The sequence below is a fragment of the Micromonospora parva genome (genome assembly GCF_040649675.1).
Lineage (GTDB): Bacteria > Actinomycetota > Actinomycetes > Mycobacteriales > Micromonosporaceae > Micromonospora > Micromonospora parva.
Genome location: NZ_JBEZFX010000010.1, coordinates 205,843 through 222,728, shown reverse-complemented (window position 1 = coordinate 222,728; position 16,886 = coordinate 205,843). Strand labels below are relative to the sequence as shown.

Below are 16,886 nucleotides of genomic sequence, written 5' to 3'. Positions count from 1 at the left end.
TGACCCGTACGCCCCTGCGCGAAGGAGAAAGACACATGTCGAGAGTCCTCGCCCGGCTCTGCGCGGTCGCGGTGGCCGCGAGCCTGCTGTTCACCACGTGGTCAGCGGCGACACCGAAGGAGGCGGCAGCGCTCGACCCGACCGTCGGCTATCTGATGGCGCACTTCACCGGTGAGTCCTCGACCGACCAGCAGATCTACCTCGCCCACAGCACCGACGGCCTGCGCTGGACCGACCTCAACAACGGCGGGCTCGTGCTGCGCTCCACCGTCGGCACCCGGGGCGTGCGGGACCCGGCCCTGGTCCGCTCACCGGCCGGCGACCGCTACTGGATCATCGCCACCGACCTGTGCATCGGCTGTGGTCAGGACTGGTCGACAGCGATCAACAACGGCAGCCGCAACCTCGTCGTGTGGGAGTCCACCGACCTGGTCAACTGGTCGACGCCGTGGCTGCTGAACGTCGCCGGTGCGATTCCGGACGGACGCAACGCCTGGGCCCCGGAGGCGATCTGGAACCCGGCCACCGGCGACTACGTCCTCTACTGGGCGACGAACGTCCCGCTCAACGGCGCGACCAAGCACCGCATCTACTACGCGCGTACGGCCAACTTCCGCAGCGTCACCACACCGCAGGTCTACATCAACCGGCCCGGGAACCAGGAGATCATCGACACCCAGATCGTCGAGGTGCCGGCCGGCGTCGGCGGCTACCGCTACGTCCGGGCCTCCCGCGACGGCCAGATCGCCATCGAAGGCAGCAACTCCATCCTCGGCACCTGGACCGCCCTCGGGAACCTCTCCGGCATCGGGCTGACCGGCGCACAGGTCGAGGGCCCGATGTGGATGAAGGTGAACAGCCGCAACGAGTGGGTGCTCTACCTCGACCAGTACGCCAGCGGACGCGGCTACCTGCCGGTGCTGACCACCGACCCGTCGAGTCCGGGCAGCTACCGACTGCCGGCGTCCGGCTCGTACGCCATGGGCGGCACCAAGAAGCGGCACGGTTCGATTCTGAACCTGACCGCCGCGGAACAGAGCCGGGTGCTCGCCCGCTGGCCCGCCACCGCTGTCAACCGGATCCAGTCGTACAACTTCCAGGATCGGTACGTGCGGCACTACGACTACGACGTCCGCATCGACCCGAACGTCAGCCCGGCGCAGGACGGCCAGTGGCGGCTGGTGCCCGGCCTGGTCGGCTCCGGCACGGTCGCCATCCAGTCGGTCAACTACCCGGGCTACTACCTGCGCCACTACGGGTTCGACTTCCGGTTGGAAGCCAACGACGGCAGTGCCGCCTTCGCCGCCGACGCCACCTTCCGCCAGGTCGCCGGCCTGGCCAACTCCTCGTGGACGTCGTTCCAGTCCTACAGCCATCCGGACCGCTACCTCCGGCACTACGCCTACCTGCTGCGGCTCGACCCGGTCACCGACGCGCAGAGCCGCGCCGACGCCACCTTCCGCGTGACCAGCTGACCCTGGTCCCTGTTCAAGGAGTTCCGACTGTGGCACCACATCGACGGGTGTTGTCCGCCCTGCTGGCCGCGCTGACCGTGCTGGTCGGCGTCGTGGTCGCGTCATCGCCGGCCACCGCGGCCACCAAGCAGTTCCGAGGCATGAACTGGGCGGTTCTGGGTGACAACTTCAGCACCGGGCCGCTGGTCGTGCAGGGCCTGAGCTCGTCCGACAGCAACGCGACGGTGCGGGCCAAGGCCAACGCCCTCTACGACGACATGGCGTCCGCCATGGGCGTCAACACCGTCCGGCTGCCCATCAACACCCACACGGTGGGGACGGCGTGGTGGGAGGCGTACCGGGGTGCCATCGACGCGGCCACCGCCCGTGGATTCAAAGTCATCCTCGCCTACTGGGAGGACGGCGCGGCCTCCGGCGGCAGGATCACGAACCTCGCCGCGTGGAACGCGATGTGGTCCACCGTCACGAACACGTACGGCTCGAACACCAACGTCTACTTCGAGCCGATGAACGAACCGCACGGATACAGCTCTGCCGAGTGGCGCACCGTGGCGGCGAACTGGCTCAGCTACCACTATTCGGCGGTGCCCAGCCGGGTGCTGATCGGCGGCACCGGCTTCAGCCAGGACCTGCGCGACATCTGCAACGACAGCCGCTTCACCTCGACCCTGCTGTCCTTCCACCACTACGCCTTCTTCTACGGCGCGATGACCTACGACGCGTTCCGCAGCCACATCCAGACCCGCCTGGGCAACTGCGCCTCCCGTGCGGTCGCGACCGAGTTCGGCGCACCCATGAACGACGGCCGCAACTACGCCGACGCGGGAAGCACCGACAACTTCGTGCGCCACATCCGCGCCATGTCGCAGGTCATGCGGGACAACCAGATGGGTGGCACCTACTGGCCGGCGCTCGGCGGCAAGCCCGGCACCATCGGCTACGACTGGTACTCGATGTTCGCCCTCAGCGGCAGCGGCACCGACCTCAACCTGAGCATCCGCAACACCTCCGGCGCGGACCAGATCCGGTACGCGTGGGGCGACACCATCGGCGGCGGCCCCACCACGCCTCCGCCGGCGACGGGAACGTTCTACCGGATCACCGCGCGGCACAGCGGCAAGGCCATGGACGTCCAGCAACCGAACACCGACAACGGCGCGCGCGTCGGCCAGTACACGTACGGCGGCAACGCGTGGCAGCAGTGGCAGTTCCAGGACGCCGGCAGTGGCTACTGGCGCATCATCAGCCGGCACAGCGGAAAGTGCCTCGATGTGGTGGGCGCGTCGACCGCCGACGGCGCCGAACTCATCCAGTACACCTGCGGCGGCGGCACCAACCAGCAGTTCCAGCTGGTCACCAACGGCGGCTACTTCCAACTGCGGGCACGACACAGCAACAAGTGCGTGGACGTACCGGCCGCGTCGACAGCGGACGGGGTGGTCCTCAAGCAGTACACGTGCAACACCGGCGCGAACCAGCAATGGTCGCGTACCACCGTCTGACGGTCGTCCGGACAGTGCGGACCGGTCCGCGCCGCGGACCGGTTCCATGTCGGCAATCCGTCGTTGTCCGGGCGTCGGGCGGCTCCGTAGCGTCGCGGCTACGGAACGCTGCCCGGCGGAAGGACCCCTGATGACCGAACTCGTCGCTCCGCAGCTCGTCGTGAACAGCAGAATGATCTACTTCGGTTGGCTGCCGGCCGACCCCGACGCGGTGGCCGCCCTGGTGCCCGACGGGCTCACGCCGGCACCGAACCGCCAGGTCTTCATGAACCAGTACGTCGTCGACGAGGCCGGGCAGACCTCCGGCTTCGGCGCGTACTCCCTGACGTACATCGGGCCGGACCTCGCCGGGGTCGACGCTCCCGACGGGGTCACGCCCGGTCGCTGGTGGACGCACTACGTCAACTCCAGCCCCGACGTGCGGGCGTACGCCGCCGCCCGGGGCGTGCCGGCGACCCCGGGCAAGACCACCATCGAGGTACGCGGGCATCGGCTGGTCGCCACCACCGAGGCGGACGGCGTACCCGTGATCAGGACGACGGCTCGCGTCGGGCGTACCGGCGACGCCGTCAACCGGGGCCAGCTGCGCTACCTCACCCGGCTGGACGGCCGGCTGCTCAGCGGCAACTACCCGTTCGTGGCAGAGCCGGTCGACCCGTTCGCCGTCGAGTCGCTGGAGTTCCTCGAACCCGACCACCCGGTGTACGCGCTGCGCCCGGCCGACCCGCTGGAGATCGTCTGGGGCTTCTACTCACCGCGCGCGTCGTTCGCCTATCCGGGCGGCGAGTCGGTGCTCGACTGACCCCGTCGCCTCGCTCGTCCCGCACGGCCCGCCCTGCGTCGTCCGGTACCGCCTGGGCGTTGCCGGACCCGGCTCGGGCGTGACACCGGCCCGCCCGACCGTTCACTGCCTGGCCTGTTGCCATTCACGATCCGGAGTGGGTCGCGATGCCATGATCCACGCGGCCCACACCAAGATCGGTTGTGGGCCGGGTGGCGATCCGATGACGACGGGGCGCTCTGGCGCCAACAGGGAGGGTCAAGAACATGAGCAAGAGTGCGCTGGTCAAGAGGGTGGGTGTTGCCACGGCCGTGGCCGCCGCCCTCACCGTCACGATGGCGCAGCCGGCCTTCGCGGCAGCCTCGATCTCGCACCACCAGACGCAGGCGCAGGCAGACAACAACCCGGGAAGCGGGACCGCCTGGGTGTGGGTGTACTCCGGCAAGGAGCGCGAGGCGACCGGTGGCAAGGTCGAGTACCAGTTGACGAACGGCGGCAGCGGCTCGCTGCAGGTCGGCCGGGGCCAGAGCGCATCGAAGGACCCGGGCAGCAAGATCAGGGCATTCCGTGCCTGCACCAACTACTACGTCGACGGCTATGACTTCACGGCCTGCTCCAGCTGGGCCTACTTCAGCTGACCGCCCCGCTGCCGGGTCGTGAGCACGTGACGTCCCGGCAACGCCGTGGCGGTCCAATCCGGCGGGACCGGCACCTCTGTGCCGGTCCCGTACCCATGTCGACGGTGGCCCGCGTATGCAGACCGTGCACAGTGGAATTCGAAGGCCGACGGACGGCGGTTTGTCGGCGACCACGGGTACGGTGAGGTGCTCGACGCGCACGGGCATCGGCGGTGCGCCGCCGGGGCGGGAGCGGCCAGCCCGGTGGTGACGGACCGTGGGAGGGAGCGAGAGTGACGCAGCAGAGGGCACTGGTGGTTCGCGGCGGGTGGGAGGGGCACCAGCCGGTCAAGGCGACCGAGTTGTTCCTCCCCTTCCTCGAACGCAGCGGCTATGCCGTGCGGGTCGAGGAGTCGACGGAGGTCTACGCCGATGCCGCCGCGATGGCCGAGACGGACCTCGTCGTGCAGTGCATGACGATGTCGCAGATCACCGCGGAGCAGGTGGCGGGTCTCAGCGCGGCGGTCGTCGCCGGCACGGGCTTCACCGGCTGGCACGGCGGCATCGTGGACTCGTTCCGCGCGTCCTCGGAATACCTGCACCTGGTGGGCGGCCAGTTCGCCACCCATCCGGGCCTGGAGCCGTGTGAACGTCACGGCGGCCCGGAGGACAACTTCCTGCCGCACACGGTGCGCGTCACCGACCTCGGCCGGGAACACCCGATCACCGCGGGGATCGAGGACTTCGACCTCGTCACCGAGCAGTACTGGGTGCTGCACGACGACCTCATCGACGTACTGGCCGAGACCACCCACCCGACCCAGGCCTGGCATCCATGGCACCGGCCGGTCACCTCGCCCGCGATCTGGACCCGGCTCTGGGGTGCCGGGCGCGTCGTCGTGACGACCCCGGGGCACAGCCTGGACGTGCTGGAGCACCCGAGCGTTCGTACCGTCATCGAGAGGGGGATGCTGTGGGCGACCCGCACCGCGTCGGCGTCGTAGGTCTCGGGGTCATCTCCCACGTCTACCTGGACACACTCGCTGACCACCCCGAGGTGAGCATCGTCGCGGTGGCCGATCTCGACGCCGCCCGGTCGGCTGCGGTCGCCGCCACCATCCCCGGCGCCGAGGCGATGAGCGTCGAGCGTCTGCTGGCCCGCCCGGACGTGCAGACGGTGCTCAACCTGACCATCCCCGCAGCGCACGCCGACATCTCGCTGGGCACGATCGAGGCGGGCAAGAACGTGTACGTCGAGAAGCCGCTCGCCGTGACCTTCCCGGACGGGCGCTCGACCATCGAGCGGGCCGCGTCGGCAGGCGTCCGCGTCGGGTGCGCGCCGGACACCGTCCTCGGCACCGGCACGCAGACGGCACGGGCGGCGATCGACGCCGGGCTGATCGGGCGCCCGATGTCCGCGTCGGCCGTCATGGTCACCCCGGGGCACGAACGCTGGCACCCCAACCCCGACTTCTACTACGCCCCGGGTGGCGGCCCGATGCTGGACATGGGGCCGTACTACGTCTCGGCGCTCATCCACCTGCTCGGGCCGGTCCGCGCGGTGACCGGAGCCGCCAGCCGCCTGCGCGCCGAGCGCGTCATCGGCTCGGGCCCGCGCGCCGGCCAGCGGATCCCGGTCGGGGTGGACACCCACCTCACCGGCGTGCTCGAACACGTCAACGGTGCGCTCTCCACGATCACGACGAGCTTCGACGGCGTCCAGACGACGGCCGCACCGATCGAGGTGCACGGGGAGGCGGGCACGCTCGCCGTGCCCGACCCGAACTACTTCGACGGCGAGGTCCGCCTCTTCGCCCTCGGCGACACCGAATGGCGCGCTCTGGAACCACGGGCCGGTTACGCCGACGGATCCCGGGGCATCGGTCTGATCGACCTGGTCAGGGCCGACGATCAGCGTCCGCCGCGCGCTGGCGGCGACGTCGCGCTGCACGTCCTCGAAACGATGACCAGCCTGCTCCGGTCGGCGGCGGAAGGCCAGCGGATCGAGCTGAGCACGATGCCGGAGCGGCCCGCTGCGGTTCCGCTCACTCCGGTCGAGCAGTGGAAGGCGCACCACGCGTACGGACACTGAACGGGAGCCTGGCAGGGGCACGAGCGGCGACGGCCGAAGCCGAGGCGGTCGGCGCGCGCCCGGCCGGGTCGGCGCGGGCTCAGCCGGGTCGGCGCGGACCGGCAGGGTGCGCTGGTGGCCGTGCCCGGTGGTCATCGTGCGTTGCCGAAGTGGTGGGCCAGCGCGGCGCGCAGCGTGTCGACGTTCCCGGCGGACCAGGCGATGAAGCAGTCGGGGCGCACGAGCAACGCGGCGGCGGTCGTGCCCTCCAGTTGCCCGGTGACCACGTCGACGCGGTCCCGCCAGGGCGCGGCGACGTCCGCGTAGGCGCCGGTGGAGTCCAGCAGCAGTGGCCGGGCGGTGCGGGTCAGCTCCGCGAGGCGCATCGGCCCGTGGTCGCCGTGCACGATCACGTCGGGGGCGCAACGACCGGCCAACGGGTCGGCGGGGTCGGCGGGGTAGTGGATGTCCGCGCCGGACATCAGCGCGGCGATGTGCCCGGTCACCTCCGGCTTGCGCAGCAGTTCGGCGAAGAGTTCCCGCAGGCCGGTGATCTCGTCGCCGGGGCCGATGAGCGCCGACTGCGCCTGAGTGGACATCACGACCCGTTCGGCGACGGGGCGACGCTCCGTCTCGTACGTGTCGAGCAGGCCCTGCGGCGCCCAGCCGCGCACGGTGGCGGCGAGTTTCCAACCCAGGTTGACCGCGTCCTGCAGGCCGAGGTTGAGGCCGGGGCCGCCGATCGCGGGGTGTACGTGCGCGGCGTCACCGACCAGCAACACCCGGCCGGCGCGGTAGCGGGCGGCGATGCGGGTGTTGCGGCCGGTCAACCGTCGCAGCAGGCCGGGGCCGTCAGGCGCGTCGAGGGGAATGTCGGCGCCGAGCACCCGGGCGACGCTGGCCCGCAGCTCCGCCAGGTCCATCGAGGTCTCGTCGTCCGTCGGTGTGTCGGGCCACTCCGTCGTGCTCAGGATCGCCGGGCGGCCGGGAAACGGGGCCCAGGCGATCAGGCCACGGGCGGTGCGGGTGTGCTGGAACGGTGGGACGACGCCGTAGCCGGGGACGCGCAGACCGCCCGTCTGGGGGTCGACTGATGACGCGGGCACGGTCACCGTGGCGGTGCGGGAGACCGACCGGTCGTTGGTGACACCGGGAAAGTCGATGCCGGCCAGACGGCGTACCGCGCTGCGGCCACCGCCGGCGCCGACGAGGAAACGGCTGCTGAGCCGCGTACCGTCGGCGAGGTAGACCTCGACCCCGTCGGGGCGTTGGTGGAGGTCGACGACCTCGTGGCCGCGGCGCAGGTCGACGCCGAGTTCGACGGCCCGGGCGGCGAGGGCGGCCTCGAGCTGGGCCTGCGGCACCCCGAGCACGTAGTGCGGGTTCTCCGCGATCACCGTGAGGTCCAGCGGGAACGCGCCGAAGGTGAAGGCGGGTTGGGGGACCGGTGGAGTGCTCTCACCGCTGAGCCGCGCGTAGAGGCCGCGCCGGTCGAGCAGGCGGACGACCTGGCCCACGAGGCCGTTGGCACGAGCTTCGCCGGTCGGCGCGGCGTGGCGTTCGAGGACGACGGGGCGCACGCCGGCGAGGGCCAGTTCACAGGCGAGCATGAGGCCGTTGGGGCCGGCCCCGACGATGACGACATCGATCATGACGATGATCCTTTCGGGGTGCGCGTCATCACCACGGCAGGCGCGGCACGTGGCCGGCCCGCCGCGGGGGTGTGACGCGGCTTGTGGCGTGGGTGAGGTGGGGCCCTGGACGACGGGCGGCTCAGTGCGACGGGGCAGGGAGGCCGGCGGCGACCTGGGTGAAGGCGTCGGTGATGAGGTGTTCGATCGGGGTGGGTGGGTCGGCGCTGTCCAGATAGTGCTGCATGGCAACGGCGACGGCTGCGCTGGCGGCGGCCGCGACGAGCCGCGGATACATGTCGGTGGCGAGGTCGGTGGCGGTTCGCTCGGCGACCGCGGCGGCAAGCTCGGCCTCGGCGAGCGCTGTGGCGCGCAGCCGTTCGCCCTGCAACGCGGGCTCGGCGAGCATGGTGCGGACACCGGCGACCCACTGCGCGTGGTCGGGGGAGGGCATCGCCTCGACCTCGGGGCCGCGGGTGAACTGCTCCAGCGCGGCCTGGGTGAGCGCAACCCAGAGCGGCTCGTCGGCGGGACGTTCCCGCAGTGCGGCGGCGGTGCGCAGGCTGCGGTCGAGGTGACGCGAGGCGATCGCCTCGGCCTTGCTGGAGAAGTAGTTGTTGAAGGTGCGTGGGGAGACGCCGACCGCCTCGGCGATGTCCTCGACGCGGACGTTGTCGTAGCCGCGCTCCGCGGTGAGGTGGATCGCCGCCCAGCCAAGCGCCGCCCGTGTCTCGGCCTTCTTGCGTTCCCGGAGCCCCGTCATGCCACCACGTTAGCACTAGTTGCGCGTCACGCAAATATGCGTGCCACGCAAATTCCTGAGCCGCAGGCGTTCCGCTCACCCGGGGCCCGCGAGGTGCTCGCGTCGGCCGGCGGGACGGCCGTCCGGCGCCGAGAATGGGGCAGTGGCACCCGCCTTCGTCCTGCACGACCACCGCAAACCGCGACCGCACTTCGACCTGCGGCTCGAGGAGGACGGCGTGCTGCGCTCGTGGGCGGTGCCCCGCGGTCTGCCGGACAACCCCGGCGACAACCGGCTCGCGATCGCCGTGCCCGACCACGACCTCGAACACCTCACCTACGAGGACGTCGACAAGTCGATCGCCGACATCGGCACCTGGGAGGAGCACGATCGCACCGACCGCCGGATGCTGTTCACCCTGCACGGCCGCACCGGCAGCCGGCGATACGCGTTGATCCGCACCGGCGAGGGGTGGCTGCTCCACCTGACGAAGCAGCAGCCTCCGGACGATCTTGAGGCATCGCCGTAGACGTTGGCTTTACCGCAGACACCAATCTATGGTGGGGGCATGCCGTCGGTGACCTTCCGCTCGCCCGCCGCCACCATGGTGGCGGTGAGCGGTGCTGTCCGCGTGCCGACGGTCACACGCCGCAAGGCCGACATGCGGGTGCCGGTTGTCCGCGCGCCGCACACCGCGCTCGCCGACAGGATGTCGAGCCCGGTGCGAACCGGCCGAGGCCCACCCGCGCAGTCGTTGCACACCCAGAACGACCGCTAGGGCGAAGCTATCCAAGCTTCGGCCCTTTTTGTTTTCCCGTCCATTTCCCTTTGAAGGGGCAGACCATGAGTGTCGATCATCCTCGCACCATCGATCAGACCTGGCTCGCCGACATGCGAGCGTCCCTGACGGACGACTTCGCCGCCCAGACGGCCCGGCTGCGGGAACTGACCGAGCTCAACGCCGACACCGGCGACCCGGGCGAGGCCCACAACCAGGCCGCGCTGCTGGCCGCCACCCGTCAGACCATCGAGCAGATCACCGGTGCGCTGAGCCGCATCAGCGACGGCACCTACGGTGCCTGCCAGAGGTGCCACCGGAGCATCCCGACCGAGCGGCTCGAGATTCTCCCGCACGCCCGCTTCTGCGTGCCGTGCCAGGAGAAGCAGAACAGGTGAGGCCCGGTGTGGCTGCCGCGCCGCCGGCACGGCAGCCACACCATCCCGTGCGAGAGAGCCACGACCGTCATCCCGCGCACCGCGCGGCATCTCGGTCCCGGTGCCAAAGCAGCCGCTACGAACGCCACAGAGCCTGACAACGCGCTACTACGACGAGATCGCCCGTGCCCACGGGGCGAGGAGGCGTTCGAGGCCGGCCATCAGGTAGAAGAGCAGCGCGCCCATCAGCGCGAGCAGGGTCAGCGCCGCGAACGCGAGTGGAGTGTCGGCGGACTGGCCGGAACTGGCGATCACCGAGCCGAGGCCGGCCTCGGGGTTGATCACCTCGCCGATGGTCGCGCCGATGATGGCCAGCGAGGTCGCGACCTTCAGTCCGACGAAGACCTGCGGGAGGGCCCACGGGAGTCGTACCTTCACGAAGGTCTGCCACCACGAGGCGGAGAGGGATCGGGCGAGTTCGCCGAGTTCGTTCGGGGTCGAAGTCAGCCCAGCCATGGTCGAGACCAGGATCGGAAAGAAGCAGAGCAGCACAACCATCACGACTTTGGTTTCGTAGCCGAACCCGATCCAGACCAGGAGCAGCGGTGCGAGCGCCACCTTCGGCACCGCGTTGATTCCGGCGATCATGGGGAGGGCCATCCGCTCGACCGTCCGGGAGGCGGCGAGCATGACGGCGAGCAGGAGCCCACCCACGGCCGCGATCCCGAACCCGATGACGGTCTCCAGGAAGGTGACCATCGTCTGCTCTGCAAGGTAGCCAGGGAGCCGGACGAACGCGTCGACCACGTCCGGGGGTGCCGGCAGGAAGAACGGCTCGATGTCGAAGGCCCAGGTGGCCAGCCACCAGAGCGCGATCGCCAGCACCGCACCGAGCGCGGGCAGCCCGACGTGGGGCCAGCGTTGTGACAGCGGGAGGCGGTCAGGCACGATGATCTTCCGTCAGGACTTCTTCACGAACCTCAGGTCGACGATCTCCTCCGGGGTCAAGCCGGGCGGAATCAGGTCGGCGCCCTGTAGGACGGTGATTGTCTGGGCCACCTGCTTCTCATCCATGAAGCCGATCGGGGCGCCTGACGCGGGGCGAACGTGCGGGGACATCGCCTCGATCTCGCCCTTGCCCGCCGCCACGGCATAGGTGGGCTTCACCTTGTTGAGGATCGCCGCGGCCTCGTCCGGGTGCTCGATGATGTACTGGAGCCCCTTGAGCACCGCGTCGGTGAATCGCTGCACCAGGTCGGGGTCTTTTTCGATGAGCGAGGGAGTGGTGATGATCGCGTTGCCGAAAAGGTCCCGCAGATAGTCGCTGTAGGGCAGCACCACCACCTCCTTCTTGGAGGCGGCCTGTAGCGCGTTGCGGCTGAGCAGGAAGGTACCCAGCGCGTCGACCTTCCGGCTGGCCATGAGTCCATTGAGCGCCGTGGCCTGGACGCCCTCGATCTTCACCGTCTTCGGGTCGAACCCGGCCAGCCGGGCGTAGGCCGGGAAGAGCAGCTCGGTCACCGACCCGGCGCCGGTCGCCATCGTCTTGCCCTGCAGGTCCTTCGGGGTGGTGATGTTGGTGTCCGCGGTGGTCATCACCGAGATCAGCGTCTGTTGGTGCACGGCGGCGATGGCCCGCCAGTCAGTGAACTCGCCCTTACCCGCCTGAATCACGGCACCGGTGAAGTCGAGCGCACCGAACTGGACCTGACCGGACTTGAGGGCCGTCAGGTTCTGCTGATTGCCAGCGCCCTCTTTGATGTCGACTTCAATGCCGGCCTCGGCGAAGTAGCCCTTCTCCTTCGCCACCCAGGCGAACGCGTCCCGACCTACAGCGCCGAAGGCGGTGATGTAGGCGACCCTGTCGGTCTCCTCGCCGGTCGGGTCGCCACTGGCGTCATCGGAACCGCTGCAACCGGTCACGCCAAGGGCCGCGGCGAGCAACGTCACTACCAGGGCGCGAGAGCGCTTGACCATGTGCTGCCTCCAGCTTCAGAGTCTCGGAGAAGGCGCCGGCGCGCCATGCCGACAAAGACCGCACGGGCCGGGGCTGTCCACATTGCTATTCCCGATGAATGATCGTAGATGATGATCGCTATGACTGTCACCGGACCGGTTCACGGATTCCTTTCCCTGGGCTCTGCGAAGGAGTCATTTCTGCAGTTACAGGGCTGTCAACAATGGACAGTCGGTCCGGGAAAGCCGCGAGAACCTTCGAAGGAGCACGATGTCTGACCACCCTGCCCCGTCCGCCCGGGCCCGCGCCCTGGTCCGCGGTGCCTACGACACGCACGTCCACGTGGCCCCTGACGTCATGGCGCGGCGGATCGACGATGTCGATCTGGCGTACCGGTGTGCCGAGGTCGGGCTCGCCGGTTTCGTCCTCAAGTCCCATTACGTGGCCACGGCCGAGCGGGCGGCCGTCGTCCGCAAAGTGGTCCCCGGCGTCGACACGCTCGGCGCGATCACTCTCAACGGCGCCATGGGCGGCATCAACCCGGTCGCCGTTGAGGTCGCGGCACGGCAGGGCGCGCGCATCGTCTGGATGCCGACGGTGGACTCCGGAAACCAGCGGCGTAACACCGCCGCCGACCTGCCGGGTGCCACGCCGGCGATGTGGGGGGCGTTCCAAGCCGATCTGCACAGCCAGGGCATCGTGCCGGAGCCGGTCGAGGTCGTCGACGACGAAGGGCGCGTTCTCGAGCGGGTACGCCAGGTGCTGCGGGTGATAGCCCGGCACGACATCACACTCGCCACCGGACACCTGAGTGGCGACGAGATCGTCGCCGTCGTCCGGGCCGCCCGCGAAGAGGGCGTACGCCGGATCGTGGTCACCCATCCCGAGTTCACGTCCCAGCGGCTGCCGGCCGAGCAGCAGCGGGAGTTGGCCGAGGCGGGTGCCCTGTTGGAACGCTGCTTCACCACCCCGCACTCGGGCAAGGTCGCCTGGCTGGAGCTGTTCGCCACCATCCGGGCGGTCGGCACGGCGCACTCCGTCCTCTCCAGCGACCTCGGGCAACCCTTCAACCCGCCGGTCGAGGACGGTCTGGCGCTCTTCGCCGACCGCCTGCTCGACGCCGGCTTCACCGATGAGGAGATTCACGTCATGGCTGTGGTCAACTCCCGTCGTCTGGCGATGCCCAAGGCGACGGTGCCAGCATGAGCGCGCGGCGACTGCTTGTGGTGGGTGCCCACTCGGCCGACTTCGTCTGGAGGGCCGCGGGGGCGATCGCCAAACACACAATGGCGGGTGGTGAGGCTGTCGTGCTGGCACTCTCCTACGGAGAACGGGGCGAGTCCGGCGAGCTCTGGAAAGACCCGAACCAGACGGTGGAGAACGTCAAGCGGCTGCGGCACGCGGAGGCGGAGCGCGCTGCCGCCATGGTCGGCGCCCGCCTGGAGACGTTCGATCTCGGCGACTACCCGTTGCGGATCAGGGACGAGGACATCGACCGCCTGGCCGCGCTGATGCGGGAGTACGCGCCGCACGTGGTGGTCACCCACCCGGACCGCGATCCCTTCAACCCGGATCACCCGGTGGCGCACACCGCAGTGGCGACCGCCCGGCAGCTCACCGCGGGAGCCGGGGTGTCCAGCGGCTTCCGGACCGCCCCGCCCTCGGAGTTCCTGGTCTTCGAACCGCACCAGCCCGAGCTGTGTGGGTTCGTCCCCACCGTCTTCGTCGACATCACCGATGTGATGGCGGCCAAGCAGGAGGCGATGGCGTCGATGGGCGCCCAGGGCTACCTGCGCGACTACTACACGCAGCGGGCCGATCAGCGTGGTAACCACGCCCGCCGGGTGACCGGCGACCCCGGCATTCGGCAGGCCGAGGCGTTCCAGCGATTGATCCCGAACGTGGTGGGGGCTCTGTGAGCGAGTTTCGTGACGTGGCGGTCGTCGGACCGGGTGTGATCGAGACATTGGCTGCCGGCGGGGTGGCGACCGTCTACGAGGCTGCCGGCAGGTCTGGCCTGCTCGACGTCGACCTTGTCCAGATCGTTCCGGGCACTCGGGTCGCCGGTGTGGCCCGGACCGTCCGCTGCGGTCAGGACGACAACCGGGCCGTGCACGAGGCGATGACGCTGGTGCGCCCCGGCGACGTGCTCGTGCTCACCATGCCCGAGCCCGCCCCGGTAGCCCTGATCGGTGAGCTGCTGGCCAGCCAGGCCAAGGTCGCTGGCGCGGCGGGCCTGCTGGTGGACGCGGCGGTACGCGACCTGGATGAGCTCCGGGAACTCGGGCTGCCGATCTGGGCCCGATGGCAACGGGTCCGAGGCGCGACCAAGCGGGCGCGGGGCTCGCTCGACGTCGCGGTCCACGTGGGTGGGACGACCGTCAACCCGGGAGACGTGGTGGTGCTCGACGCCGACGGTGCCGTGGTCGTAGCGCGGGAGAGTGCGGCCGAGGTGGCCGCCGCGACGCGGAGTCGGATCGAGAAGGAGACGCGGCTGCGGGCCCGGCTGGATGCCGGTGAGTTCAGCTACGACCTACACGGAATGCGGGCGCAGGACGAGGCCGCCGGGTGAGCAGGAGCGCCGATCGTCGGGCGCCGAGCAGCGGCAGTTGCAGAAGTCCGGCGAGGGCTGAGCGCTTCGGCTTTCACCCAGTGAAAGCGCCAGTCCCTACCGTGGGCACCACACGCGATGATGCGACTCCATCGACGTCCGTGCGCATGGAGGTCCGGTCGCATGGCATTCGCGCGTAACCAGTGGTATGTGGCGGCCTACGGCAGTGAGGTGGGGCGCAGCCTGCTCGCCCGCACGGTGCTCGGTGAGCCGCTGGTGCTGTACCGCACCGGTGCCGGGAAGGCGGTGGCGCTCGCCGATCGGTGCGTGCACCGGCGCTTCCCGCTCTCGGAGAGCCGGCTCGACGGCGACACGATCGTCTGCGGCTACCACGGCTTCACCTACGACCCGAGCGGTGCGTGCGTCTTCGTACCCGGTCAACAGCGCATCCCCCGCACCGCGCGGGTGGTCTCGTTCCCGGTGGTGGAACAGGACTCCTTCATCTGGGTCTGGATCGGCGACCTGGACCGGGCCGACCCGGCCGCGATTCCCCGCGCACCCTGGCTCGCCGACCCGCGCTACGCGGTGGTGCGGGGCATGGCGCCGCTGAACGCGCGGTACAGCCTGCTGGTGGACAACCTCCTGGACCTGTCCCACGAGACCTACCTGCACGGCGGCTACATCGGCACACCGGAGGTGGCGAACACCCCGATCACCACCGAGGTGGACGAGGACCGGGCGATCGTCTACGTCAGCCGGCACATGGACGACGCCGAGTGCCCGCCGTTCTACGCGCGCTCGACCGGCATCCAGGGCCGGATCACCCGGTGGCAGGACATCGAATACCACCCACCCTGCCTCTACCTCCTGCACAGCCGCATCGCGCCGCAGGGTGTCTATCCGCCCGCCGAGGGCGAGGACAGCGAGGCGTTCCACGCCGAGATCGTGTACGCCATCACCCCGTCGACGGAGCACACCACCTATGACTTCTGGGCGGTGGCGCGCGACTTCGCCATCGACGACGAGTCGGTCAGTGAGTACCTGCACCACAGCAACCACACGGTGGTCATGCAGGACGTGACCGCGCTCAACATCCTGGAGCAGGTGCTCGTGACCGAACCGGACCGGTACCAGGAGCTGAGCATCAACATCGACACCGGTGGCCTGGCCGCCCGGCGGCTGCTGGCCCGGATGGTCGGGTCGGGGACGGTGGGAGCGGCGCGGTGACGTCCCGGGCCGGCACGCTCACCGGGGAGCGGGTCTACCGGATCCACTGGGTGCCCGGCACCGACACCCTGCGCGGGATCTGCCACTGTGGTGCCGAGCGCCTCGCCGAGGAACCGGTCGAGTTGTGGGAGTGGCTGCTCGCCCACCCGCAGGGCCACCAGGGCGGCGCCGTGCCGGTGCCCGGCCCGCCGAGGCGGCTGGCGATGCGCGGGTGACAGTGGACGTGCTGACCGGGGTGGAACTGGTGGTCACCGGACGCGATCAGGTGGCCGCCGACGTGGTGGCGCTGCGCCTGTGTCGCGCCGACGGCGGTGAGCTGCCCGAGTGGACGCCCGGCGCGCACATCGACCTGGAGTTGGGCGGCGGACTGGCCCGTCAGTACTCCCTCTGTGGCGACCCGGCGGACCGGTCCGTCCTGCGGATCGCGGTGCGGCGCGAACCGGACGGACGCGGCGGCTCCCGGCTGGTGCACGAGCGGCTCACCGTCGGCGCGACCGTCCAGGTGAGTGGACCCCGCAACACCTTCCCCCTGGTCCCGGCGCGGCGGTACCTCTTCGTCGCCGGTGGCATCGGCATCACCCCCCTCGCGCCGATGGTCGCCGCCGCCGACGCCGCGGGCGCGGACTGGCGGCTGGTGTACGGGGGACGCACCCGCGCCACCATGGCCTTCGCCACCACCCTGCGGGAGAAGTACGGCGACCGGGTGAGCCTGCACCCGCAGGACGAGACCGGGTTGCTCGACCTGGCCGGGTTGCTGGGCCGGCCCGGCACCGGGCTCGTCTACTGCTGTGGGCCGGAACCACTGATCACCGCGGTGGAGGAGCTGTGCCGCGGTTGGCCTCCCGGCTGCCTGCACGTCGAGCGGTTCACCGCGCGGGGCGACACCGGCGCGCCGGACACCACGATCGAGGTCGAACTCACGCTCTCCGGGCGGACGGTGACGGTGCCGCCGGGCACGCCGATCCTGCGGGCGGTGGAGGAGGCCGGCGTGCAGGTCCTCTCGTCCTGCCGGGAGGGCACCTGCGGTACCTGCGAGACCCCCGTGCTCGCCGGCGTGCCGGAGCATCGCGACAGCCTGCTCACCGCGCGGGAGCGGGCCGCCGGTGACACCATGATGATCTGCGTGTCCCGGGCCCGTACGCCCCGACTCGTGCTGGAGCTGTGAGCGCCCGGCGTG

At 70.3% G+C, this 16,886-nt stretch carries 19 protein-coding genes; 15 read left to right on the top strand and 4 right to left on the bottom strand.

Going from position 1 to position 16,886, the window contains the following annotated elements:
• Positions 1-35: 35 nt before the first annotated feature.
• The 6 genes from AB0C03_RS25130 (at position 36) to AB0C03_RS25105 (ending at position 6,467) form a co-directional block, all read left to right on the top strand.
• Positions 36-1,475, top strand: a complete 1,440-nt coding sequence (locus AB0C03_RS25130) for a glycoside hydrolase family 43 protein (protein ID WP_030330754.1) — start codon at positions 36-38, stop codon at positions 1,473-1,475.
• A 29-nt stretch (positions 1,476-1,504) separates the two neighbouring features.
• Positions 1,505-2,977, top strand: a complete 1,473-nt coding sequence (locus AB0C03_RS25125) for an RICIN domain-containing protein (protein WP_357639158.1) — start codon at positions 1,505-1,507, stop codon at positions 2,975-2,977.
• A 130-nt stretch (positions 2,978-3,107) separates the two neighbouring features.
• Positions 3,108-3,779 (top strand): acetoacetate decarboxylase family protein, encoded by a 672-nt coding sequence (locus AB0C03_RS25120; protein WP_030330751.1) that lies wholly within the window; start codon positions 3,108-3,110, stop codon positions 3,777-3,779.
• Positions 3,780-4,024: 245 nt separating this feature from the next.
• Complete coding sequence (locus AB0C03_RS25115; RefSeq protein WP_357639154.1) at positions 4,025-4,396, top strand: hypothetical protein; 372 nt, start codon at positions 4,025-4,027, stop codon at positions 4,394-4,396.
• Between the two features lie 272 nt (positions 4,397-4,668).
• A complete protein-coding gene (locus AB0C03_RS25110) occupies positions 4,669-5,379 on the top strand; it encodes a ThuA domain-containing protein (protein WP_030330748.1) in 711 nt (236 codons plus the stop codon).
• A complete protein-coding gene (locus AB0C03_RS25105; RefSeq protein ID WP_030330746.1) occupies positions 5,349-6,467 on the top strand; it encodes a Gfo/Idh/MocA family protein in 1,119 nt (372 codons plus the stop codon). Before AB0C03_RS25110 ends, AB0C03_RS25105 begins: the two co-directional genes overlap by 31 nt.
• Before the next feature lie 131 nt (positions 6,468-6,598).
• Here AB0C03_RS25105 and AB0C03_RS25100 read toward each other — a convergent pair whose 3' ends face one another.
• Together AB0C03_RS25100 and AB0C03_RS25095 are read right to left on the bottom strand one after the other, a co-directional pair.
• The gene (locus AB0C03_RS25100) at positions 6,599-8,098 is read right to left on the bottom strand and encodes an FAD-dependent oxidoreductase (protein WP_357639150.1); all 1,500 of its coding nucleotides are present in this window, start codon (positions 8,096-8,098) and stop codon (positions 6,599-6,601) included.
• A gap of 121 nt (positions 8,099-8,219) precedes the next feature.
• The gene (locus AB0C03_RS25095; RefSeq protein ID WP_357639147.1) at positions 8,220-8,840 is read right to left on the bottom strand and encodes a TetR/AcrR family transcriptional regulator; all 621 of its coding nucleotides are present in this window, start codon (positions 8,838-8,840) and stop codon (positions 8,220-8,222) included.
• A 142-nt stretch (positions 8,841-8,982) separates the two neighbouring features.
• Here AB0C03_RS25095 and AB0C03_RS25090 point away from each other — a divergent pair, with 142 nt between their 5' ends.
• From AB0C03_RS25090 to AB0C03_RS25080, 3 genes are all read left to right on the top strand, one after another.
• A complete protein-coding gene (locus tag AB0C03_RS25090) occupies positions 8,983-9,348 on the top strand; it encodes a DNA polymerase ligase N-terminal domain-containing protein (RefSeq protein WP_210857449.1) in 366 nt (121 codons plus the stop codon).
• 39 nt (positions 9,349-9,387) lie between these two features.
• Positions 9,388-9,597: a hypothetical protein gene (locus tag AB0C03_RS25085; protein WP_210857448.1), complete on the top strand. Its 210-nt coding sequence runs from the start codon at positions 9,388-9,390 to the stop codon at positions 9,595-9,597.
• A 65-nt stretch (positions 9,598-9,662) separates the two neighbouring features.
• Positions 9,663-9,995 (top strand): TraR/DksA family transcriptional regulator, encoded by a 333-nt coding sequence (locus AB0C03_RS25080; protein ID WP_030330739.1) that lies wholly within the window; start codon positions 9,663-9,665, stop codon positions 9,993-9,995.
• Positions 9,996-10,142: 147 nt separating this feature from the next.
• On the opposite strand, the gene AB0C03_RS25075 is transcribed toward AB0C03_RS25080, so the two are convergent.
• Both AB0C03_RS25075 and AB0C03_RS25070 read right to left on the bottom strand, forming a co-directional pair.
• A complete protein-coding gene (locus tag AB0C03_RS25075; protein ID WP_051708303.1) occupies positions 10,143-10,922 on the bottom strand; it encodes an ABC transporter permease in 780 nt (259 codons plus the stop codon).
• A gap of 12 nt (positions 10,923-10,934) precedes the next feature.
• Complete coding sequence (locus tag AB0C03_RS25070) at positions 10,935-11,951, bottom strand: ABC transporter substrate-binding protein (RefSeq protein ID WP_357639141.1); 1,017 nt, start codon at positions 11,949-11,951, stop codon at positions 10,935-10,937.
• Between the two features lie 250 nt (positions 11,952-12,201).
• Between AB0C03_RS25070 and AB0C03_RS25065 the strand changes: the two genes are divergently transcribed.
• The 6 genes from AB0C03_RS25065 (at position 12,202) to AB0C03_RS25040 (ending at position 16,874) form a co-directional block, all read left to right on the top strand.
• Positions 12,202-13,137, top strand: coding sequence for a DUF6282 family protein (locus tag AB0C03_RS25065; RefSeq protein ID WP_210857447.1), 936 nt, complete (start codon positions 12,202-12,204; stop codon positions 13,135-13,137).
• The gene (locus AB0C03_RS25060; RefSeq protein WP_030330732.1) at positions 13,134-13,850 is read left to right on the top strand and encodes a PIG-L deacetylase family protein; all 717 of its coding nucleotides are present in this window, start codon (positions 13,134-13,136) and stop codon (positions 13,848-13,850) included. Before AB0C03_RS25065 ends, AB0C03_RS25060 begins: the two co-directional genes overlap by 4 nt.
• Positions 13,847-14,503: a 4-carboxy-4-hydroxy-2-oxoadipate aldolase/oxaloacetate decarboxylase gene (locus tag AB0C03_RS25055; RefSeq protein WP_209444527.1), complete on the top strand. Its 657-nt coding sequence runs from the start codon at positions 13,847-13,849 to the stop codon at positions 14,501-14,503. The genes AB0C03_RS25060 and AB0C03_RS25055 overlap by 4 nt, the downstream gene beginning before the upstream one ends.
• Positions 14,504-14,665: 162 nt before the next feature.
• Positions 14,666-15,709, top strand: a complete 1,044-nt coding sequence (locus tag AB0C03_RS25050; protein ID WP_357639136.1) for an aromatic ring-hydroxylating dioxygenase subunit alpha — start codon at positions 14,666-14,668, stop codon at positions 15,707-15,709.
• On the top strand, positions 15,706-15,924 hold the full coding sequence (locus AB0C03_RS25045) for a hypothetical protein (protein ID WP_357639133.1): 219 nt from the start codon (positions 15,706-15,708) through the stop codon (positions 15,922-15,924). The genes AB0C03_RS25050 and AB0C03_RS25045 overlap by 4 nt, the downstream gene beginning before the upstream one ends.
• Complete coding sequence (locus tag AB0C03_RS25040; protein ID WP_357639130.1) at positions 15,921-16,874, top strand: PDR/VanB family oxidoreductase; 954 nt, start codon at positions 15,921-15,923, stop codon at positions 16,872-16,874. The genes AB0C03_RS25045 and AB0C03_RS25040 overlap by 4 nt, the downstream gene beginning before the upstream one ends.
• Positions 16,875-16,886 lie beyond the last annotated feature (12 nt).

Coding starts and splice junctions, on each gene's coding strand:
- AB0C03_RS25095 (WP_357639147.1), bottom strand. CDS start 8,840: ATGACGGGGCTCCGGGAACGCAAGAAGGCCGAGACACGGGCGGCGCTT.
- AB0C03_RS25070 (WP_357639141.1), bottom strand. CDS start 11,951: ATGGTCAAGCGCTCTCGCGCCCTGGTAGTGACGTTGCTCGCCGCGGCC.
- AB0C03_RS25050 (WP_357639136.1), top strand. CDS start 14,666: ATGGCATTCGCGCGTAACCAGTGGTATGTGGCGGCCTACGGCAGTGAG.
- AB0C03_RS25130 (WP_030330754.1), top strand. CDS start 36: ATGTCGAGAGTCCTCGCCCGGCTCTGCGCGGTCGCGGTGGCCGCGAGC.
- AB0C03_RS25115 (WP_357639154.1), top strand. CDS start 4,025: ATGAGCAAGAGTGCGCTGGTCAAGAGGGTGGGTGTTGCCACGGCCGTG.
- AB0C03_RS25080 (WP_030330739.1), top strand. CDS start 9,663: ATGAGTGTCGATCATCCTCGCACCATCGATCAGACCTGGCTCGCCGAC.
- AB0C03_RS25085 (WP_210857448.1), top strand. CDS start 9,388: ATGCCGTCGGTGACCTTCCGCTCGCCCGCCGCCACCATGGTGGCGGTG.
- AB0C03_RS25060 (WP_030330732.1), top strand. CDS start 13,134: ATGAGCGCGCGGCGACTGCTTGTGGTGGGTGCCCACTCGGCCGACTTC.
- AB0C03_RS25065 (WP_210857447.1), top strand. CDS start 12,202: ATGTCTGACCACCCTGCCCCGTCCGCCCGGGCCCGCGCCCTGGTCCGC.
- AB0C03_RS25120 (WP_030330751.1), top strand. CDS start 3,108: ATGACCGAACTCGTCGCTCCGCAGCTCGTCGTGAACAGCAGAATGATC.
- AB0C03_RS25100 (WP_357639150.1), bottom strand. CDS start 8,098: ATGATCGATGTCGTCATCGTCGGGGCCGGCCCCAACGGCCTCATGCTC.